Origin of the sequence: Streptomyces sp. NBC_00239 (assembly GCF_036194065.1) — a bacterium.
GTDB lineage: Bacteria > Actinomycetota > Actinomycetes > Streptomycetales > Streptomycetaceae > Streptomyces.
Genome location: NZ_CP108095.1, coordinates 5835823 through 5852318, shown reverse-complemented (window position 1 = coordinate 5852318; position 16496 = coordinate 5835823). Strand labels below are relative to the sequence as shown.

Annotated in this window: 17 protein-coding genes; 8 read left to right on the top strand and 9 right to left on the bottom strand. The window is 72.6% G+C overall.

Features of this window, described 5'->3' with window-relative positions:
* The first annotated feature begins 1 nt into the window (after nt 1).
* The 3 genes from OG764_RS25710 to OG764_RS25700 all read left to right on the top strand — a co-directional run bounded on the left by OG764_RS25710 (nt 2) and on the right by OG764_RS25700 (nt 3808).
* On the top strand, nt 2–796 hold the full coding sequence (locus tag OG764_RS25710; RefSeq protein ID WP_328970789.1) for a thiazole synthase: 795 nt from the start codon (nt 2–4) through the stop codon (nt 794–796).
* 191 nt (nt 797–987) lie between these two features.
* Complete coding sequence (gene pknB / locus OG764_RS25705) at nt 988–2919, top strand: Stk1 family PASTA domain-containing Ser/Thr kinase (protein ID WP_328970788.1); 1932 nt, start codon at nt 988–990, stop codon at nt 2917–2919.
* Between the two features lie 31 nt (nt 2920–2950).
* Nucleotides 2951–3808: a deoxyribonuclease IV gene (locus tag OG764_RS25700; RefSeq protein ID WP_328973170.1), complete on the top strand. Its 858-nt coding sequence runs from the start codon at nt 2951–2953 to the stop codon at nt 3806–3808.
* Between the two features lie 28 nt (nt 3809–3836).
* Here OG764_RS25700 and OG764_RS25695 read toward each other — a convergent pair whose 3' ends face one another.
* Nucleotides 3837–4469 carry a sulfite oxidase-like oxidoreductase gene (locus tag OG764_RS25695; protein WP_328970787.1) on the bottom strand — a complete coding sequence of 211 codons (633 nt, stop codon included), beginning with the start codon at nt 4467–4469 and terminating at the stop codon, nt 3837–3839.
* A gap of 154 nt (nt 4470–4623) precedes the next feature.
* Here OG764_RS25695 and bfr point away from each other — a divergent pair, with 154 nt between their 5' ends.
* Nucleotides 4624–5100: a bacterioferritin gene (gene bfr / locus OG764_RS25690; RefSeq protein WP_328970786.1), complete on the top strand. Its 477-nt coding sequence runs from the start codon at nt 4624–4626 to the stop codon at nt 5098–5100.
* Between the two features lie 28 nt (nt 5101–5128).
* On the opposite strand, the gene OG764_RS25685 is transcribed toward bfr, so the two are convergent.
* Both OG764_RS25685 and OG764_RS25680 read right to left on the bottom strand, forming a co-directional pair.
* Entirely contained in the window at nt 5129–5368 is a 240-nt protein-coding gene (locus OG764_RS25685; RefSeq protein ID WP_328970785.1) for a (2Fe-2S)-binding protein, read from the bottom strand.
* A 164-nt stretch (nt 5369–5532) separates the two neighbouring features.
* Nucleotides 5533–6888: a class II 3-deoxy-7-phosphoheptulonate synthase gene (locus OG764_RS25680; RefSeq protein WP_328970784.1), complete on the bottom strand. Its 1356-nt coding sequence runs from the start codon at nt 6886–6888 to the stop codon at nt 5533–5535.
* 119 nt (nt 6889–7007) lie between these two features.
* Here OG764_RS25680 and OG764_RS41760 point away from each other — a divergent pair, with 119 nt between their 5' ends.
* Both OG764_RS41760 and OG764_RS25675 read left to right on the top strand, forming a co-directional pair.
* Nucleotides 7008–7064, top strand: coding sequence for a trp operon leader peptide (locus tag OG764_RS41760; protein ID WP_443056243.1), 57 nt, complete (start codon nt 7008–7010; stop codon nt 7062–7064).
* 96 nt (nt 7065–7160) lie between these two features.
* The gene (locus OG764_RS25675) at nt 7161–9110 is read left to right on the top strand and encodes an anthranilate synthase family protein (RefSeq protein ID WP_328970783.1); all 1950 of its coding nucleotides are present in this window, start codon (nt 7161–7163) and stop codon (nt 9108–9110) included.
* Between the two features lie 493 nt (nt 9111–9603).
* Here OG764_RS25675 and OG764_RS25670 read toward each other — a convergent pair whose 3' ends face one another.
* The 5 genes from OG764_RS25670 to OG764_RS25650 form a co-directional block, all read right to left on the bottom strand.
* Nucleotides 9604–9864 carry a hypothetical protein gene (locus tag OG764_RS25670; RefSeq protein WP_328970782.1) on the bottom strand — a complete coding sequence of 87 codons (261 nt, stop codon included), beginning with the start codon at nt 9862–9864 and terminating at the stop codon, nt 9604–9606.
* A 259-nt stretch (nt 9865–10123) separates the two neighbouring features.
* Nucleotides 10124–11152, bottom strand: a complete 1029-nt coding sequence (locus tag OG764_RS25665) for a 6-phosphofructokinase (RefSeq protein WP_328970781.1) — start codon at nt 11150–11152, stop codon at nt 10124–10126.
* A gap of 150 nt (nt 11153–11302) precedes the next feature.
* Entirely contained in the window at nt 11303–12016 is a 714-nt protein-coding gene (locus OG764_RS25660; protein WP_328970780.1) for a response regulator transcription factor, read from the bottom strand.
* Entirely contained in the window at nt 12013–13227 is a 1215-nt protein-coding gene (gene macS / locus OG764_RS25655; protein WP_328970779.1) for a MacS family sensor histidine kinase, read from the bottom strand. Before macS ends, OG764_RS25660 begins: the two co-directional genes overlap by 4 nt.
* Before the next feature lie 27 nt (nt 13228–13254).
* A complete protein-coding gene (locus tag OG764_RS25650; protein ID WP_328973169.1) occupies nt 13255–14037 on the bottom strand; it encodes a lysophospholipid acyltransferase family protein in 783 nt (260 codons plus the stop codon).
* A 199-nt stretch (nt 14038–14236) separates the two neighbouring features.
* On the opposite strand from OG764_RS25650, the gene OG764_RS25645 reads away from it, so the two are divergent.
* Together OG764_RS25645 and OG764_RS25640 are read left to right on the top strand one after the other, a co-directional pair.
* Nucleotides 14237–15019, top strand: a complete 783-nt coding sequence (locus OG764_RS25645) for an alpha/beta hydrolase (RefSeq protein WP_328973168.1) — start codon at nt 14237–14239, stop codon at nt 15017–15019.
* Nucleotides 15012–15632 (top strand): hypothetical protein, encoded by a 621-nt coding sequence (locus OG764_RS25640; RefSeq protein ID WP_328970778.1) that lies wholly within the window; start codon nt 15012–15014, stop codon nt 15630–15632. Before OG764_RS25645 ends, OG764_RS25640 begins: the two co-directional genes overlap by 8 nt.
* 92 nt (nt 15633–15724) lie before the next feature.
* On the opposite strand, the gene OG764_RS25635 is transcribed toward OG764_RS25640, so the two are convergent.
* Nucleotides 15725–16483, bottom strand: a complete 759-nt coding sequence (locus OG764_RS25635) for an endonuclease/exonuclease/phosphatase family protein (RefSeq protein WP_328973167.1) — start codon at nt 16481–16483, stop codon at nt 15725–15727.
* Nucleotides 16484–16496: the final 13 nt, after the last annotated feature.

Here is a 16496-nt window from a genome sequence, read left to right as displayed (position 1 = left end):
GATGGCCGACGATCTGCTGACCCTCGGCGGGCGGACCTTCTCCTCCCGCCTGATCATGGGCACGGGCGGGGCTCCCAGCCTCGACGTGCTGGAACGCGCGCTGGTCGCCTCCGGTACGGAGCTGACGACCGTCGCGATGCGCCGGCTGGACCCGACGGTCCAGGGCTCGGTGCTGTCCGTGCTGTCCCGACTGGGCATCCAGGTGCTGCCGAACACGGCGGGCTGCTACACGGCCGGGGAGGCGGTGCTGACCGCGCGACTGGCGCGGGAGGCGCTGGGCACCGACTGGATCAAGCTGGAGGTCGTCGCGGACGAGCGCACGCTGCTCCCGGACGGCGTGGAGCTGCTGGACGCGGCCGAGGCGCTGGTCGACGACGGCTTCACGGTGCTGCCCTACACGAACGACGACCCGGTGCTGGCCCGCAAGCTGGAGGACGTGGGCTGCGCGGCGATCATGCCGCTCGGCTCCCCCATCGGCTCGGGCCTGGGCATCCGCAATCCGCACAACTTCGAGCTGATCGTGGAACGGGCCGGGGTCCCGGTGATCCTCGACGCCGGGGCCGGCACGGCCTCGGACGTCGCGCTCGCCATGGAACTGGGGTGCGCGGCCGTGATGCTCGCCTCGGCCGTGACGCGGGCGCAGGCGCCGGTGCTGATGGCTGCCGGCATGCGGGACGCCGTCTCGGCGGGGCGCCTCGCGTACCGGGCGGGCCGGATCCCCCGCCGCCACTTCGCCGAGGCGTCCTCCCCCGTCGAGGGCCGCGCCGCCCTCGACCCGGAACGCCCGGCGTTCTGACCGGGGGGGGCTCCGCCCCCGGACCCCGCGCCTCAAACGCCGGCGAGGCCGGATCGGGCTCTGCCCCGGGGGCGGGGAGGGGCGGGGTGGGGAAGGGTCCCGCGCAGCGGATCCGGGCGCGGACGTCACAGCTGGGCTGCAAGCGGGGACACCCTGGCGGAGCGTGCCGCGGGCGCTCGTAGAATCGGCGGGTGGACACGACCTTGGAAGACCCCCTCGTCGGGCGTGTGCTCGACGGCCGCTACCGCATCGACGCACGCATCGCAGTCGGCGGCATGGCCACGGTCTACCGCGCCGTCGACACCCGCCTCGACCGCATCCTCGCCCTGAAGGTGATGCACCCGGCGCTCGCCGCCGACGCCGCCTTCGTCGACCGTTTCATCCGCGAGGCGAAGTCCGTGGCCCGCCTGGCGCACGCCAACGTGGTGGCCGTCTTCGACCAGGGCATGGACGGCGGGTACGTCTACCTCGCGATGGAGTACGTCTCCGGCTGCACCCTGCGCGACCTGCTGCGCGAGCGCGGCGCACTCCAGCCGCGGGCGGCCCTGGACATCCTGGAGCCGGTCCTCGCCGCGCTCGGCGCCGCGCACCGGGCCGGTTTCGTGCACCGCGACATGAAGCCCGAGAACGTCCTGATCGGCGACGACGGCCGGGTGAAGGTGGCCGACTTCGGTCTCGTACGGTCGGTGGACTCGGTCACGAACACCACCGGCTCCGTCCTGGGCACCGTCTCCTACCTGGCCCCCGAGCAGATCGAGAACGGCGTCACCGACACCCGCGTCGACGTCTACGCCTGCGGCGTGGTGCTGTACGAGATGCTGACCGGCGCGAAGCCGCACTCCGGGGAGAGCCCGGCCCAGGTCCTCTACCAGCACCTCAACGCGGACGTGCCCGCGCCGTCCGCGGCCGTGCCGGGGCTGCCCGCCGGGCTCGACGAGCTGGTCGCGGCCGCCGCCGCGCGCCGCCCCGAGCAGCGCCCGTACGACGCCGTGGCCCTGCTGGGCCTGGTCCGGCAGGCCCGGGCCGCGCTGTCCGAGGAGCAGTTGGACGCCGTGCCGCCGCAGGCCCGCTCCGGCGTCCGGTCCGCCTCGGAGGACCGGACCGGCGTGGTCCTGCGCCCCGCCGGCTCCGGTGGCGCGGCCCCCGTCGGGGACGTGCAGCACACGGCCCGGCTGCAGACCCCGCCGCCGCTGCCGCCCGTACCCGCGTCGCGGGCCGCCGGGCGCGGGCGCCGGCCGGGCCGGGGCACGCTCATGGTGATCGCCGGGGTGCTGCTGGCCCTGGGGCTCGGCACCGGCGTCTGGTACATCAGCTCCGGCCAGTTCACGAGGGTCCCGAACCTGCTCGGCAAGACCGAGGCGCAGGCCCGGGACCGGCTGATCACGGCCGGGCTCGACGTGGAGCGGGTGGAGAAGGAGTTCAGCGACACCTTCGAGCGGGGCACCGTGATGGCCACCGACCCGGAGGGCGGCCAGCAGATCCGCGGCAACGGCTCGGTGACGCTGACCGTCTCGCGGGGACCCGAGATCGTGGCCGTGCCCGACCTGAAGCGGGTCCCGCTGGCCGAGGCCAGGAAGCGGCTGGCCGCGGCCGGCCTGGCCCCCGGCCAGGTGACGCGGGCCTTCAGCGAGGACGTTCCGGCGGGCGCCGTGATCAGCTCCGACCCGGCGGCGCGCGAGCAGCGGGCCCCGGACACGGCCGTGGCACTCGTGGTCAGCAAGGGCCGGCCGGTGCCGGTGCCGTCGGTCGTGGGTGCCCCCGCCGACGCGGCCCGCTCGGCGCTGGAGGACCTCGGCCTCAAGGTCGCGGTCGCGCCGGAGCAGATCCACTCCCCGCAGCCCGCGGGGGCCGTCGCCAACCAGTCGGTGGCCGCGGGCACCCGGGCGGCGGCCGGCGACACGGTCACGCTGACCGTGTCCAAGGGCCCGCGGATGGTCGCGGTGCCGGACGTCACCGGCCGGAACGTGGACGAGGCGAAGCGGATGCTGAAGGCGGCGGGCTTCGAGGTCAAGGTGGACCGGCCGTTCCTGTCCTTCAGCGACGACGTCGCGAGCCAGTCGGTCAAGGGCGGCACGGACGCCCCCGAGGGCAGCACCATCACCATCCGACTCAAGGGACTGTGACAGGCACGTGAGCACGAGCAAGGCCGCCGCACTGCGCAATCCGGTGGGCGGGCACGTCCCCGTGGCCGGCGGACTGGCGTCGACCGGACTGGCGTACGCCCGTGAGCTGGGCGCGGAGACCGTGCAGGTCTTCGCGGCCAACCCGCGCGGCTGGGCCACCCCGACCGGGAACCCGGCGCAGGACGAGCTGTTCCGCGCGGAGTGCGCACGCCAGGGCATGCCCGCGTACGTCCACGCCCCCTACCTGATCAACTTCGGGTCGCACACCGAGGCGACGGTGGAGAAGTCGGTGGAGTCGCTGCGGCACTCGCTGCGCCGGGCCCGGGAGATCGGCGCCCTGGGCGTGGTCGTGCACACCGGGTCCGCGACCGGCGGCCGACCGCGCTCCGCGGCCTACGCGCAGGTACGGGAGCACATGCTGCCGCTGCTCGACGAACTGACCCACGACGACGACCCGTTCCTGCTGCTGGAGTCGACGGCCGGGCAGGGCTCCTCGCTGTGCTCGCGGACCTGGGACTTCGGCCCGTACTTCGAGGCCCTGGACGCGCACCCGAAGCTCGGCATCTGCCTCGACACCTGCCACATCTTCGCCGCCGGGCACGACCTGGCCGCGCCGGGCGGCATGAAGCAGACCCTTGACCTGCTGACCGACACGGTCGGCCCGGGCCGGCTGAAGCTGATCCACGCCAACGACTCGAAGGAGGGCGTGGGCGCGCACAAGGACCGGCACGAGAACATCGGCGCCGGGCACATCGGCGAGGGGGCGTTCCGGGAGCTGTTCACGCATCCGGAGACGGCCGGGGTGCCGCTGGTCATCGAGACGCCGGGCGGCCCGTCGGGGCACGCGGCGGACGTGGCACGGCTGAAGGAGCTGCGGGAGATCCCGTGACACCGGGATCCCGGACGGCGGTGCGGGGCTACAGCTCCGGGCCGTCGCCCGGCTCCTCCTGGTAGGAGAAGCGCTGCTCGCGCCACGGGTCGCCGATGTTGTGGTAGCCGCGCTCCTCCCAGAAGCCGCGGCGGTCGGCCGTCATGTACTCCACGCCGCGCACCCACTTGGGACCCTTCCAGGCGTACAGGTGCGGCACGACGAGCCGCAGCGGGAAGCCGTGCTCGGCGGTCAGCGGCTCACCGCCCTGGTGGGTGGCGAAGACCGTGCGCGGCGAGCCGAAGTCGGCCAGGCGCATGTTGGAGCTGAAGCCGTACTCGGCCCAGACCATGACGTGGGTGACGTCGGGGGCGGGCGGCGCGAGCTCCAGCACGGTCCGTGCGAGCACCCCGCCCCATTCGGCCCCCAGCATGCTGAACTTCGTCACGCAGTGCAGGTCGGCGACGACGGAGGAGAAGGGCAGCGCCGCGAACTCCTCGTGGTTCCAGCAGTGCTTGTCGCCGTCGGCGGTGGCCCCGAAGACCCTGAACTCCCAGCGGTCCGGCTTGAATTTGGGCACCGGACCGTAGTGGGTGACCGGCCAGCCGCGCTGCAGGCGTTGTCCCGGAGGAAGCTCCGGCTGCTCTGCTCCCGGAGATTCCCGGCTTTCCGGCTGACCCATGCCTCCATGGTGACAGACTGGGTGGGGTGGTCATGACCAGGTTGGCCCCGATTCGGGCAACTCCTACTAAGCATGCACTTACTGGACGGCCTCCGGCGGGCGGTGCAAGGATGCGCGCACCTGGCCAGACACTTGCTTGGAAGGAGCCTCTGCAATGCAGGGCGACCCCGAGGTCCTTGAGTTTCTGAACGAACAGCTCACCGGCGAGCTGACGGCGATCAACCAGTACTGGCTGCACTACCGCATCCAGGACAACAAGGGTTGGACGAAGCTCGCCAAATACACCCGCGAAGAGTCCATCGATGAGATGAAGCACGCGGACAAGATCACCGAACGCATTCTGATGCTGGACGGTCTTCCCAATTACCAGCGGCTCTTCCACGTCCGGGTCGGGCAGACCCTGACGGAGATGTTCCAGGCGGACCGGCAGGTCGAGGTGGAGGCGATCGACCGCCTGAAGCGCGGGATCGAGGTCATGCGGGGCAAGGGCGACTTCACCTCGGCGAACCTCTTCGAGGAGATCCTGGCCGACGAGGAGCACCACATCGACTACCTGGACACGCAGCTGGAACTCATCGAGAGCCTGGGCGAGGCGCTGTACATCGCTCAGCTGATCGAGCAGCCCAGCTGAGCGGGCTTCCCGCACCGGGACGGTCGGGCTAGGCGGCTTCCGCGAGCTCCGGCTCGGCGGCGAGGACCTGTCCGCCGGCACCCTGGTCCAGCAGCTGCCGGCGGGGGCACGCCCCCCGGCCCAGGATGCCCTGGATGGCACGGACGCAGTTGCCGCAGTCGGTGCCGGCCTTCGTGACCGAGGCGATCTGGCGCGGAGTGCAGGCGCCGGCCTCCGCGTGCTCCTTGACCTGCTTGTCGGTGATGCCGAAGCAAGAGCAGACGTACACGCGGTTCACCTCCCGGGCGGGTGCGGAAACGATCGGTGCGCCTTCCCGTTCTTTTCGGTGAGGCTAACCTAACCTTACCCGGCAGCTCCCGGCTGTAAAAGTGCCGTGAACGACAGTGGGGCGCGGATCACATCGATCCGCGCCCCACTCTCGTAGATATCTACTTACTGATCGCGGTACATCTCCGCCACCAGGAACGCCAGGTCGAGCGACTGGCTGCGGTTGAGCCGCGGGTCGCAGGCCGTCTCGTAGCGCTGGTGCAGGTCGTCGACGAAGATCTCGTCGCCGCCGCCGACGCACTCGGTGACGTCGTCACCGGTGAGCTCGACGTGGATGCCGCCCGGGTGGGTGCCCAGCTCCTTGTGGACCTCGAAGAAGCCCTTGACCTCGTCGAGCACGTCGTCGAAACGGCGCGTCTTGTGGCCGGAGGCCGCCTCGAAGGTGTTGCCGTGCATCGGGTCGGTGACCCAGGCGACGGTCGCGCCGGAGGCGGTGACCTTCTCGACCAGGGCCGGGAGCTTGTCGCGGACCTTGTCGGCGCCCATCCGGACGATGAAGGTCAGGCGGCCGGGCTCGCGCTCCGGGTCGAGGCGGTCGATGTAGGTGAGCGCCTCGTCCACGCTGGTGGTGGGGCCGAGCTTGATGCCGATCGGGTTGGCGATCTGCGAGCAGAACTCGATGTGCGCGTGATCCAGCTGGCGGGTGCGCTCACCGATCCAGACCATGTGGCCCGAGGTGTCGTACAGCCGGCCGGTGCGCGAGTCGGTGCGGGTGAGCGCCGACTCGTAGTCCAGCAGCAGGGCCTCGTGCGAGGCGTAGAACTCGACCGCCTTGAACTCGGCCGGGTCGGTGCCACAGGCCTTCATGAAGTTCAGGGCGTTGTCGATCTCCCGCGCGAGCTGCTCGTAGCGCTGCCCGGAGGGGGACGACTTCACGAAGTCCTGGTTCCACGCGTGGACCTGGCGCAGGTCGGCGTAACCGCCGGTGGTGAAGGCGCGCACCAGGTTCAGCGTCGAGGCGGACGCGTGGTACATCCGCTTCAGGCGCTCGGGGTCGGGGATCCGGGACTTCTCGTCGAAGCCGAAGGCGTTGACGGAGTCGCCGCGGTAGGTGGGCAGGGTCACGCCGTCGCGGGTCTCGGTGCCCTTGGAGCGGGGCTTCGAGTACTGGCCGGCGATCCGGCCGACCTTGACGACGGGCACGGAGGCCGCGTAAGTCAGCACGGCCGACATCTGGAGGAGGGTCTTGAGCTTCGCGCGGATGTGCTCGGCGGACACGGCGTCGAAGGCCTCGGCACAGTCGCCGCCCTGCAGCAGGAACGCCTCGCCCTTGGCGACGGCTCCCATGCGGGCGCGCAGCTGGTCGCACTCGCCGGCAAAGACGAGCGGAGGATACGACTCGAGGTCCGCGACGACTTCGCGCAGAGCCTCGGCATCGGGGTACTCAGGCTGCTGCGCCGCGGGAAGGTCTCGCCAGGTCGCCTTGGCGGCGAGGGCTTGGGTTTCTGCGTTCACGGTCACGCAGACAACAGTAAGGGTTTGGGCACGTCCGATTCTCCGATGCCCGCTTTGTGAGACGGAGTTCTCAAGTCGGCCGTTCGTCGCTCCGCGGGCCCCCGGGATCCGCTACGCTCACGGCCATGTACACGCACTCCAACCAGAACTGGTGGTGGCTCGCTCATCCGGCGGCCCACTGACTGCGCGTACCCACACTGACGCGAAGGCCGCCCGAGGGGCGGCCTTTCTGCATGTCAGGGGCCGTTCCTCTCCACCTCCCCGGAAGGAACCGCACCATGATCGTCAGCCGTCTGCTCGACCGGCTCACCGAAGCCGACTGCCCGCCCTTCGCCCTGCTGCGCCGCCGCACCCCCGGCCGCGACCACGACACCGTCGAGCTGCTGATCGGCCCGGTGCACGAGGCCGAGCGGCTCGCCGACATCCCGATCGGCCCGCACGGCACGCTCGCACTGGTGCCGTTCCGCCAGATCCGCGAGCGCGGCTTCGACGTCCGCGACGACGGCACCCCGCTGAGCGTCCTCGTCGCCGACGAGGCGTACGAGCTGCCCCTCGACGAGGTGCTGGCCGCGCTGCCCGCCCACCGGGTACGGGTCGAGGGCGGCGGCTTCGACGTCCCCGACGAGGAGTACGCGCGGATCGTCGAGCGGGTCCTGCGCGACGAGATCGGCACCGGCGAGGGCGCCAACTTCGTCATCCGGCGCACGTACACCGGCGAGATCCCCGGCTTCGGGCAGGCCGACGCACTGGCCCTGTTCCGGCGGCTGCTCACGGACGAGCGGGGCGCGTACTGGACGTACGTCGTGCACACCGGGAAGGGGAACGGGCCCGAAGGGCCTTCCCCGGAAGGGCAGCGGGAGACGGGCGGGCGGACCCTGGTCGGGGCCAGCCCCGAGGTCCACGTCCGGATGTCCGGCAGCACCGTGGTCATGAATCCGATCAGCGGCACCTACCGGCATCCCGCCGAGGGCCCGACCGTCGGGTCCTTCCTCTCCTTCCTCGCCGACCGCAAGGAGACGGAGGAACTGTCGATGGTCGTCGACGAGGAACTGAAGATGATGTGCACGGTCGGGGACCAGGGCGGGGTGGTGATCGGACCGCGCCTGAAGGAGATGTCCCACCTGACGCACACCGAGTACGAGCTGCGCGGCCGGTCCTCGCTGGACGTGCGCGAGGTACTGAAGGAGACCATGTTCGCGGCGACCGTGACCGGCTCGCCCGTGCAGAACGCCTGCCGCGTCATCGAACGGCACGAGGTCGGCGGCCGCGCCTACTACGCGGGCGCGCTCGCCCTGCTCGGCCGGGACGCTGGCGGCGCGCAGACGCTCGATTCTCCGATCCTGATCCGCACCGCCGACATCGCCGCGGACGGGCGGCTGCGGGTGCCGGTGGGGGCGACCCTGGTACGCCACTCCGACCCGGCGGGCGAGGTCGCGGAGACGCACGCCAAGGCCGCGGGGGTGCTGGCCGCCCTCGGGGTGCGGCCGCCGGCCCCGCAGCCGCCGGCCGCGCAAGCGCGGCTGGCGGACGACCCCGGGGTGCAGGCGGCGCTGGCCGCACGCCGGGAGGACCTGGCGCCGTTCTGGCTGCGGATGCAGGACCAGGCCGCCGTCGAACCGGACGGGCACGCGCTCGTCATCGACGCGGAGGACACCTTCACCGCGATGCTCGCGCACGTCCTGCGGGCCGCCGGACTGGAGGTGACCGTACGGCGTTACGACGAGCCGGGGCTGCGGGAGGCGGCGCTCGCGCACGTGGGCCCGGTGGTGCTGGGTCCCGGGCCGGGCGATCCGGAGGACGGCACCGACCCCCGGATGCGGCTGCTGCGCCCGCTCGCCGCCGAACTGCTGGCCTCGCACCGGCACGGGCTGTTGGGCGTCTGCCTGGGCCACGAGCTGCTCGCGGCCGAGCTGGGGCTGCCGCTGGTGCGCAAGGCGGAGCCGGCGCAGGGGGCGCAGACGCGGGTGGACCTGTTCGGGCGGCCGGAAGTGGTGGGCTTCTACAACACGTATACGGCGCGCTGTGACGCGGAGGCGGCCGCGGGGCTGGCCGCGCGGGGGGTGGAGGTGGCGCGGGACGAGCGGACCGGCGAGGTGCACGCGATGCGCTCCGCGCACGGTTTTGCGGGCGTCCAGTTCCACCCCGAGTCGGTGCTGACCCTGCGGGGCGCGGAGATCCTCCGCGACCTCCTCACCGCGGTCCGCCCGGCCGTCACCCCCCACGGCTGACCAACCCCTGCTCCGGCCCGGCGGCCCCGATGCCCCCGCCGGGCCGGCGCCTCGGGGCGCAGCGTCCTGCCCCGCCGGTGCCCTACGGCAACCCCCAGCCCCGCCGGCGTTGGAGGCGCGGGGCGCGGGCCTGGGCAGAGCCCGCTCCAGCCCCGCCGGTGCCCTACGGGCAAAACCCAGCCTCGCCGGCGTTTGAGGCGCGGGTCCGGGCGGAGCCCGGTGCCCGGCGCCAGCCGGGTTGCCCCTCTGGGGCTCCGCCCCAGACCCCGCGCCTCAAACGCCGGCGAGGCTGGGGAATGGCCGTCGAGGCAGGGTTGCCCCCGCGCCGGCGAGGCTGGGGATGGCCGACGAGGCGGGGTTGCCCCCGGTCAGCGGCAAGGCTGGGGATGGCCACCGAGGCAGGGTTGCCCCCGGTCAGCGGCAAGGCTGGGGATGGCCACCGAGGCAGGGTTGCCCCCGGTCAGCCGGCAGGGCTGATGTCGCGTACGGAGGGCTACGGGCGGGGATGGAGGCGCCGGCGGGTGGCCATGACGGCGTAGGCGAGGGATCCGGCGAGGATGGCGGGGACGCTTTCGGCGGCCATGCCGAGGGCGAAGACGGCCGACCCCGCCCAGTCGAACGCCTCCGCGGCCCGCTGCCCCCGCACCCACCCCGGCCGCGCCCGCACCACCCGTACCAGATGGTCAAGCGTGCCGACGGCGAGGACCGCGCCCCACACCACGCACACCCACTGGAGCCAGTCAGGTATCTGCACACGGCGAATCTAGGGGCCCTCGGCGGCCGCCGCCCCGGCCGTCCGCTGAACGGAAGCGGAACTTCACCCAACGGGCGTGAGCGTGTTCTCCGAGCGCCGGCCCGCCACGTGCTCCGCCACGTTGGCGACGGTGGTGTCGATCGCTCTCGCCGTTCGCTGTTCCTCGCGCCTCGTGCCTCGTGCCGGACCATGGACCGTTGGTCGCGATACGGTCCATGGTCCGCACCCGCCGTCCGGCTCGGCCGCGGAGCCGGACGGGTCAGCCGAAGAAGACGCCGACCTCCGCGTAGAGCGCCGGGTCCACCGTCTTCAGCCGGGCCGTGGCCTCGGCGATCGGCACCCGGACGATGTCCGTGCCGCGCAGGGCGACCATCTTGCCGAAGTCCCGGTCGCGCACCGCCTCGATCGCGTGCAGCCCGAAGCGGGTGGCGAGCCAGCGGTCGAAGGCGCTCGGGGTGCCGCCGCGCTGGACGTGGCCGAGGACGGTGGTGCGGGCCTCCTTGCCGGTGCGGGACTCGATCTCCTTGGCCAGCCACTCCCCCACGCCCGAGAGCCGTACGTGCCCGAAGGAGTCGAGGGTGCCGTCCTTGAGGACCATGTCGCCGTCCTTGGGCACGGCGCCCTCGGCGACCACCACGATCGGCGCGTAGCTCGCCTTGAACCGGGAGGTGACCCAGGCGCAGACCTGGTCCACGTCGAAGCGCTGCTCGGGGATGAGGATGACGTTCGCGCCGCCGGCCAGGCCCGAGTGCAGGGCGATCCAGCCGGCGTGCCGGCCCATCACCTCGACGACCAGGACGCGCATGTGCGATTCGGCGGTGGTGTGGAGGCGGTCGATGGCCTCGGTGGCGATGCCGACGGCGGTGTCGAAGCCGAAGGTGTAGTCGGTGGCCGAGAGGTCGTTGTCGATGGTCTTCGGCACGCCGACGCAGGGGATGCCGTACTCCTCGTACAGCCTGGCGGCCACCCCGAGGGTGTCCTCGCCGCCGATCGCGACCAGGGCCTCGACCTCGAACTTGGCGAGGTTCTCCTTGATCCGGCGGACCCCGTGCTCGGTCTTGAAGGGGTTGGTGCGGGAGGAGCCGAGGATCGTGCCGCCGCGGGGCAGGATGCCGCGGACGGCGGGGATGTCGAGCGGCACCGTGTCGCCCTCGACGGGGCCGCGCCAGCCGTCCTTGAAGCCGATGAAGTCGTACCCGTATTCCTGGACGCCCTTGCGCACGACGCCGCGGATGACCGCGTTGAGCCCGGGGCAGTCGCCGCCGCCGGTCAGCACTCCGACCTTCATGGAATCATCCCTTCGCCAGAAGGGCCCAGGCACGCCGGGCCCGCTCGGCGGTCACGCTAGTGGTGACGCGGGTCACAGCAAGGGGCGCGGCAGGGGCAATTCCGGTCGGCGTACGGGGCGTTGCGTACGCCCGTTCACTCGTACGAGGGTCTACTCGTCGTCAAGTCCGCGTTCTATCGCGTACCGCACCAGCTCGACGCGGTTGTGCAGCTGGAGCTTGCCGAGGGTGTTCTGGACGTGGTTCTGGACGGTCCGGTGCGAGATGACGAGCCGCTCGGCGATCTGCTTGTACGACAGGCCCTTGGCGACGAGCCGCAGCACCTCGGTCTCGCGGTCGGTGAGTTGCGGTGCCTTCGGCTCGTCGGAGGCGGCGGGGGCCGGGTCGGCGGCCAGCCGCCGGTACTCTCCGAGCACGAGCCCGGCCAGGCCCGGGGTGAACACGGGGTCGCCGGCGGCGGTGCGGCGGACCGCGTCGATGAGCTCCTCGGCGCCCGCGGACTTCAGCAGGTAGCCGGTGGCGCCGGACTTGACGGCCTCCAGCACGTCGGCGTGCTCGCCGCTCGCGGAGAGCACGAGCACCCGCAGCGCCGGGTTGAAGGCGACCAGTTCCTTGCAGACCTGCACGCCCGGCATGCCGGGCAGGTTGAGGTCGAGGACGAGGACGTCCGGGTCGACGGCGCGGGCGCGGCGGACGGCCTGCGGGCCGTCCCCGGCGGTGGCCACGACCTCGCAGCCGGCGGCGGCCAGGTCACGGGCGACGGCGTCCCGCCACATCGGGTGGTCGTCGACGACCATGACCCGGATGGCGCCGGTGCTCCCGCCGCTCGCCGGGTTGCCGCTGCTCGTCGCGTTCTCGCTGCTCATCGGTTGTTCGTCCTCCCCCTGGAAACCTTCGGAACCTTCAGCTCTACTTCCGTCCCCTGGCCCGGCACCGAGACCAGCTCGGCGGTACCGCCCAGGTCCCGCAGCCGGCCGCGGATCGACTGGGCGACCCCGAGCCGTCCCTCGCCCTCGGCCTGGGCGAGCCGCCCGGCGGGGATGCCCGGCCCGTCGTCCCGGACGGTCACGATCACCTCGTCCGGCTCGTCCTCGATGAGGATCCAGGCCCGGGCGTCCTCGCCGGCGTGCCGGCGTACGTTCTCCAGCGCGGCGGCGGCCGCGGCGGCCAGCTCGCGGGCGGCGGCGGCCGGCAGCAGGACCGGGGCGCCGGGCTCGGCGAAGCTCACCGTCGACCCGGCGTGCGGGGCAAGCAGGGTGCGCAGGTCGACGTCGCCGGTCGGCTCCGCCTCCTCCACTGTCGTCACCAGCGCGCCGTGGGCCGCGTCCCGCGAGACCCGGGAGGCGGGCAGCAGCCCGCTGGAGACCAGGGTGCGCAGGGCGATCTCCTGTTCGCCCGCCATCCGGCCCAGCTCGGCGGCCTCGCCGCCGACCGCGGCGCCGCGCCGCTGCACCATGGCCAGGACCTGGAGCACCCCGTCATGGATGTCCCGGGCGAGCCGCTCGCGCTCCCGGGTGGCCGCCTCGATCTCCAGGGCGCGGGCGAGCGTGGCCTCACTGGCGCGCGCCACCTCGACCACGTAACCGACGGCGATCGAGGCCACCCAGACCAGCAGCACGTTGTGGGCGGTGTCCCGGGTGATCTCGCCGCGCTGGAGGACGTTGGCGACCGCCACGAAGGTGGAGGCGACACCGGCCCAGCGCCAGCCGCCCTTGAGCGCGAAGGCCAGTACCGAGCCGGCCGTCCAGATCGAGGGCAGGGTGGGGCCGCCGTCGGCGATGCGGGCGGCCGAGTCGGCGAGCGGGGTCAGCAGGACCCCGGTGAGGGCGAGGGCCAGGTCGGCGACCAGGAAGCGCCGGGTGCAGCTGACTGCGTTCGCGACCTTGGGCAGGGTCGCCAGCGTCCACCCCGCGAGGACCGCGAGGTAGCCGATGGCGAGCCAGGGCCGGACGAACTCGCCGTACGAGGACGCGAACAGCAGCGCCGCGTAGCCCATGGCGAGCACCCGGTACCCGGTCAGGGCCTGCCACAGCGGCTGCTCGACCGACATGCGCACGACCCGCTCGCGCTTGGTCATCCCCCCACCCCCCGGGGTGTCGCGGGCCTAGCGGCCCGGTTCCTCGGGCTGTTCCGGCGCCCCGGGCGTGCCCGCCGCGGCGGTGTGCCCGGCCTTCGCGGCCTTCTCCGCCTCCGCCTTGTCGGCCTTGGCGGCCTTCTCGGCGTCGGCGATCTGGCGCTTGGCGGCCGTCGCGTAGATGTCGACGTATTCCTGCCCGGAAAGCTTCATGATCTCGTACATGACCTCGTCGGTCACCGAGCGCAGGATGAAGCGGTCGCCGTCCATGCCGTGGTAGCGGCTGAAGTCCAGCGGCTTGCCGATCCGGATGCCCGGGCGCATCAGCTTCGGGACCACCTTGCCGGGCGGCTGGATCTTCTCGGTGTCGATCATCGCGACGGGGATCACGGGGGCGCCGGTGGCCAGCGCCACCCGGGCCAGGCCGCCGGGCTTGCCGCGGTACAGGCGGCCGTCGGGGGAACGGGTGCCCTCGGGGTAGATGCCGAAGAGCCCGCCGCCCTTGATCACGTCGATGCCGGCCTTGATGGCCGCCTCGCCCGCGCCGCGCGCGCCCGAGCGGTCCACGGGGAGCTGGCCGACGCCCTTGAAGAACGCCGCGGTCAGCTTGCCCTTGACGCCAGGGGAGGTGAAGTACTCCGCCTTCGCGATGAACGTGACCTTCCGGTCGAGCACCGCGGGCAGGAAGAAGGAGTCCGAGAACGACAGGTGGTTGCTCGCGAGGATCGCCGGCCCCTCGGCGGGAATGTTCTCGAGGCCCTCCACCCAGGGCCTGAAGGCGACCTTCAGGGATCCCCCGATGGAGAACTTCATTGCGCCGTAGATCAACTCGAATGCCTTCCTGTGTCTGTCGAACAGACCTTAACCCCTGGCGGGCCCGCGCTCCCGCCCGCACCGGGCGCACGGCGGGCCGCCGGTCCCCGTGACGGCCCTGGTCGGTGTCACCCCGGTCGCGTACCGTGAAGTACACACTGAGCGCACCCCCTCATCCGTGCTGATCGAACAGGAGATTCTGGTGCCCGTCCTCCCTGGAGCCGAGCCGTTCCGCCACGAGGGCGGGGAGGTCGGCGTCCTTCTCTGCCACGGCTTCACCGGCTCCCCCCAGTCCATGCGCCCCTGGGCCGACTTCCTGGCCGAGCGCGGGCTGACGGTCTCGCTGCCCCTGCTGCCCGGCCACGGCACCCGCTGGGAGGACATGCAGCTCACCGGCTGGCAGGACTGGTACGCGGAGGTGGACCGCGCGCTGCGGGAACTCCTGGACCGCTGCACGCAGGTGTTCGTCTTCGGCCTGTCCATGGGCGGGGCGCTGAGCCTGCGGCTGGCGGCGAAGCACGGTGACGCGATCACCGGCGTCGTGCTGGTCAACCCGGCCAACAAGGTGCACGACCCGCTCGCCGTCGCCCTCCCGGTAGCCCAGCACTTCATACGGTCCACGCCGGGCATCGCGAGCGACATCGCCAAGCCGGGCGTCGCCGAGCTGGGCTACACCCGCGTCCCGACCCGGGCCGCGCACTCGCTGCGGCAGTTCCTGCGGATGCTGGACACCGAGCTGCCCCAGGTCACCCAGCCGGTGCTGCTGCTGCACAGCCCGCAGGACCACGTGGTGCCGCCGGTCGACTCGGCGCGCATCCTGAGCCGGATCTCGTCGACCGACGTTACGGAGACTCTGCTGGAACAGAGCTACCACGTCGCGACGTTGGACCATGATGCAGAGCGAATTTTCGAGGACAGTCACGCATTCATCGGCCGGCTCGCTCCGAGTGTCGGCAAGGAGGGGACGGCCACCGTTGGCTGAGCACGAGGACCGCGATCCCCAGGCCTCCGGGAGCGGTGAACCGCTCGACGAGGAGGCGGCCTGGGCCGCCATCGTCGCGGGGTACGGGGAGGAGCCGCCGGACCCGCCGGGCTCGAAGCCGTTCAAGCCGATCGAGGACCTGCTGCTGCCCGAGGGCGATGTGAACGTGCTGCCCGGGCCGGAGCCGGAGGGCGCCGGCGGTGCCGGGGACGGCGGGGCCGCCGCGGACGCCGGGGACGGCGTCGGGAGCGGTGCGGGGAGTGCGGCGAAGCCGCCGCTGGGCAGCTCGGTGGTGTTCGCCCCCGGGGTGGGGCCGCGCGACCACTCGCTGCCGGAACCGGCCGAGGGCGACGACAGCGACGAGGGGCACTTCGTGCCGCCGGAGCCGCCGCCGCTGCCGCCGGCCGACGCGACGGCGAAGTTCGCGTGGCTGGCCGTGGTGGGCGGTCCGGTGCTGCTGCTGCTGGCGATACTGCTGCAGTGGGACATGACGTGGTGGCTGACGACGCTGGGCGTCGGCGGCTTCCTCGGGGGGTTCGCCACGCTGGTGGCGCGGATGCAGGGTGACGACGACGAGGACGGCGACGACCCGGGCCGCGGCGCGGTCGTATAGCGCCGGGCTCCGCCCCCGTGCCCGTGCGCCTCAAACGCCGGCGGGGCTGGATTTGTCCTTCGGGCAACCAGCGCCGCCGGCGTTTGAGGCGACTACGCAGCCGGGATGCGGAGGGCGGCCAGGACCGGAAGGTGGTCCGTGGCCGTGCGGAGGTCTTCCGGGCTGAGGCCCGGGACCGCGCCCGGGGTCGGAACCCCGCACCCCAGCACCTCGACCCCCTCGGTGGCGAAGACCGCATCGATCCGCTTACGCGGATCCCCCGCCGGCCAGGTCGGCCCCCCGCCCCACGGCCGCACCGCGTGACAGTCCTGGAGGTCGCCGGCCAGCCGGCGGAACGCCGCCCCGCCGGGCTCGTCGTTCACGTCCCCCGCGGCAAGCGCGTACTGCGCGTCCAGGCCCGCGATCTGCTTCAGCAGCGCCTCGGACTGTTTGAGCCTCTCATCGGCCCGCAGCGACAGGTGCGCGCTCACCACCCCCATCCGCGCCCCGGCGAAGCGGACGACCGCGGTCGCGAAGCCCCGCCGGTGCAGACCGGGGGTCCGCGGCAGCAGGACGTCCTCGGTGCGTTCGACGGTGGCCCGCAGGGAGCACAGCAGCAGCGGGCCCGCCGCGGTGGCGCCGCCGCTCAGCATCACCAGGTCGGTTTTGGCGGCGAGCCGGGCCGCGTGTTTGCGCCAGCGGAAGAAGATCGGGGCCTCCTGGACGAAGACGAGGTCCGGGGCGCAGGCCCGGATGACCCGGGCCAGGGCCTCCTCGTCGTCGCGCAGGGACCGGATGTTGTAGCTCAGCACCCGGATCACGGCGGAACCATCAGCTTCGGTACGGGAGTTGGGCAGATCCATAGCGCCCAACATATGCAGCTGC

What these genes read in the sequence shown, in the direction of transcription:
- OG764_RS25665 (WP_328970781.1), bottom strand. Translation starts at nt 11,152, where the DNA reads ATGAAGGTCGGAGTGCTGACCGGCGGCGGCGACTGCCCCGGGCTCAAC.
- macS (WP_328970779.1), bottom strand. Translation starts at nt 13,227, where the DNA reads ATGACCAAGCGCGAGCGGGTCGTGCGCATGTCGGTCGAGCAGCCGCTG.
- OG764_RS25660 (WP_328970780.1), bottom strand. Translation starts at nt 12,016, where the DNA reads ATGAGCAGCGAGAACGCGACGAGCAGCGGCAACCCGGCGAGCGGCGGG.
- OG764_RS25710 (WP_328970789.1), top strand. Translation starts at nt 2, where the DNA reads ATGGCCGACGATCTGCTGACCCTCGGCGGGCGGACCTTCTCCTCCCGC.
- bfr (WP_328970786.1), top strand. Translation starts at nt 4,624, where the DNA reads ATGCAGGGCGACCCCGAGGTCCTTGAGTTTCTGAACGAACAGCTCACC.
- OG764_RS25675 (WP_328970783.1), top strand. Translation starts at nt 7,161, where the DNA reads ATGATCGTCAGCCGTCTGCTCGACCGGCTCACCGAAGCCGACTGCCCG.
- OG764_RS25650 (WP_328973169.1), bottom strand. Translation starts at nt 14,037, where the DNA reads ATGAAGTTCTCCATCGGGGGATCCCTGAAGGTCGCCTTCAGGCCCTGG.
- OG764_RS25695 (WP_328970787.1), bottom strand. Translation starts at nt 4,469, where the DNA reads ATGGGTCAGCCGGAAAGCCGGGAATCTCCGGGAGCAGAGCAGCCGGAG.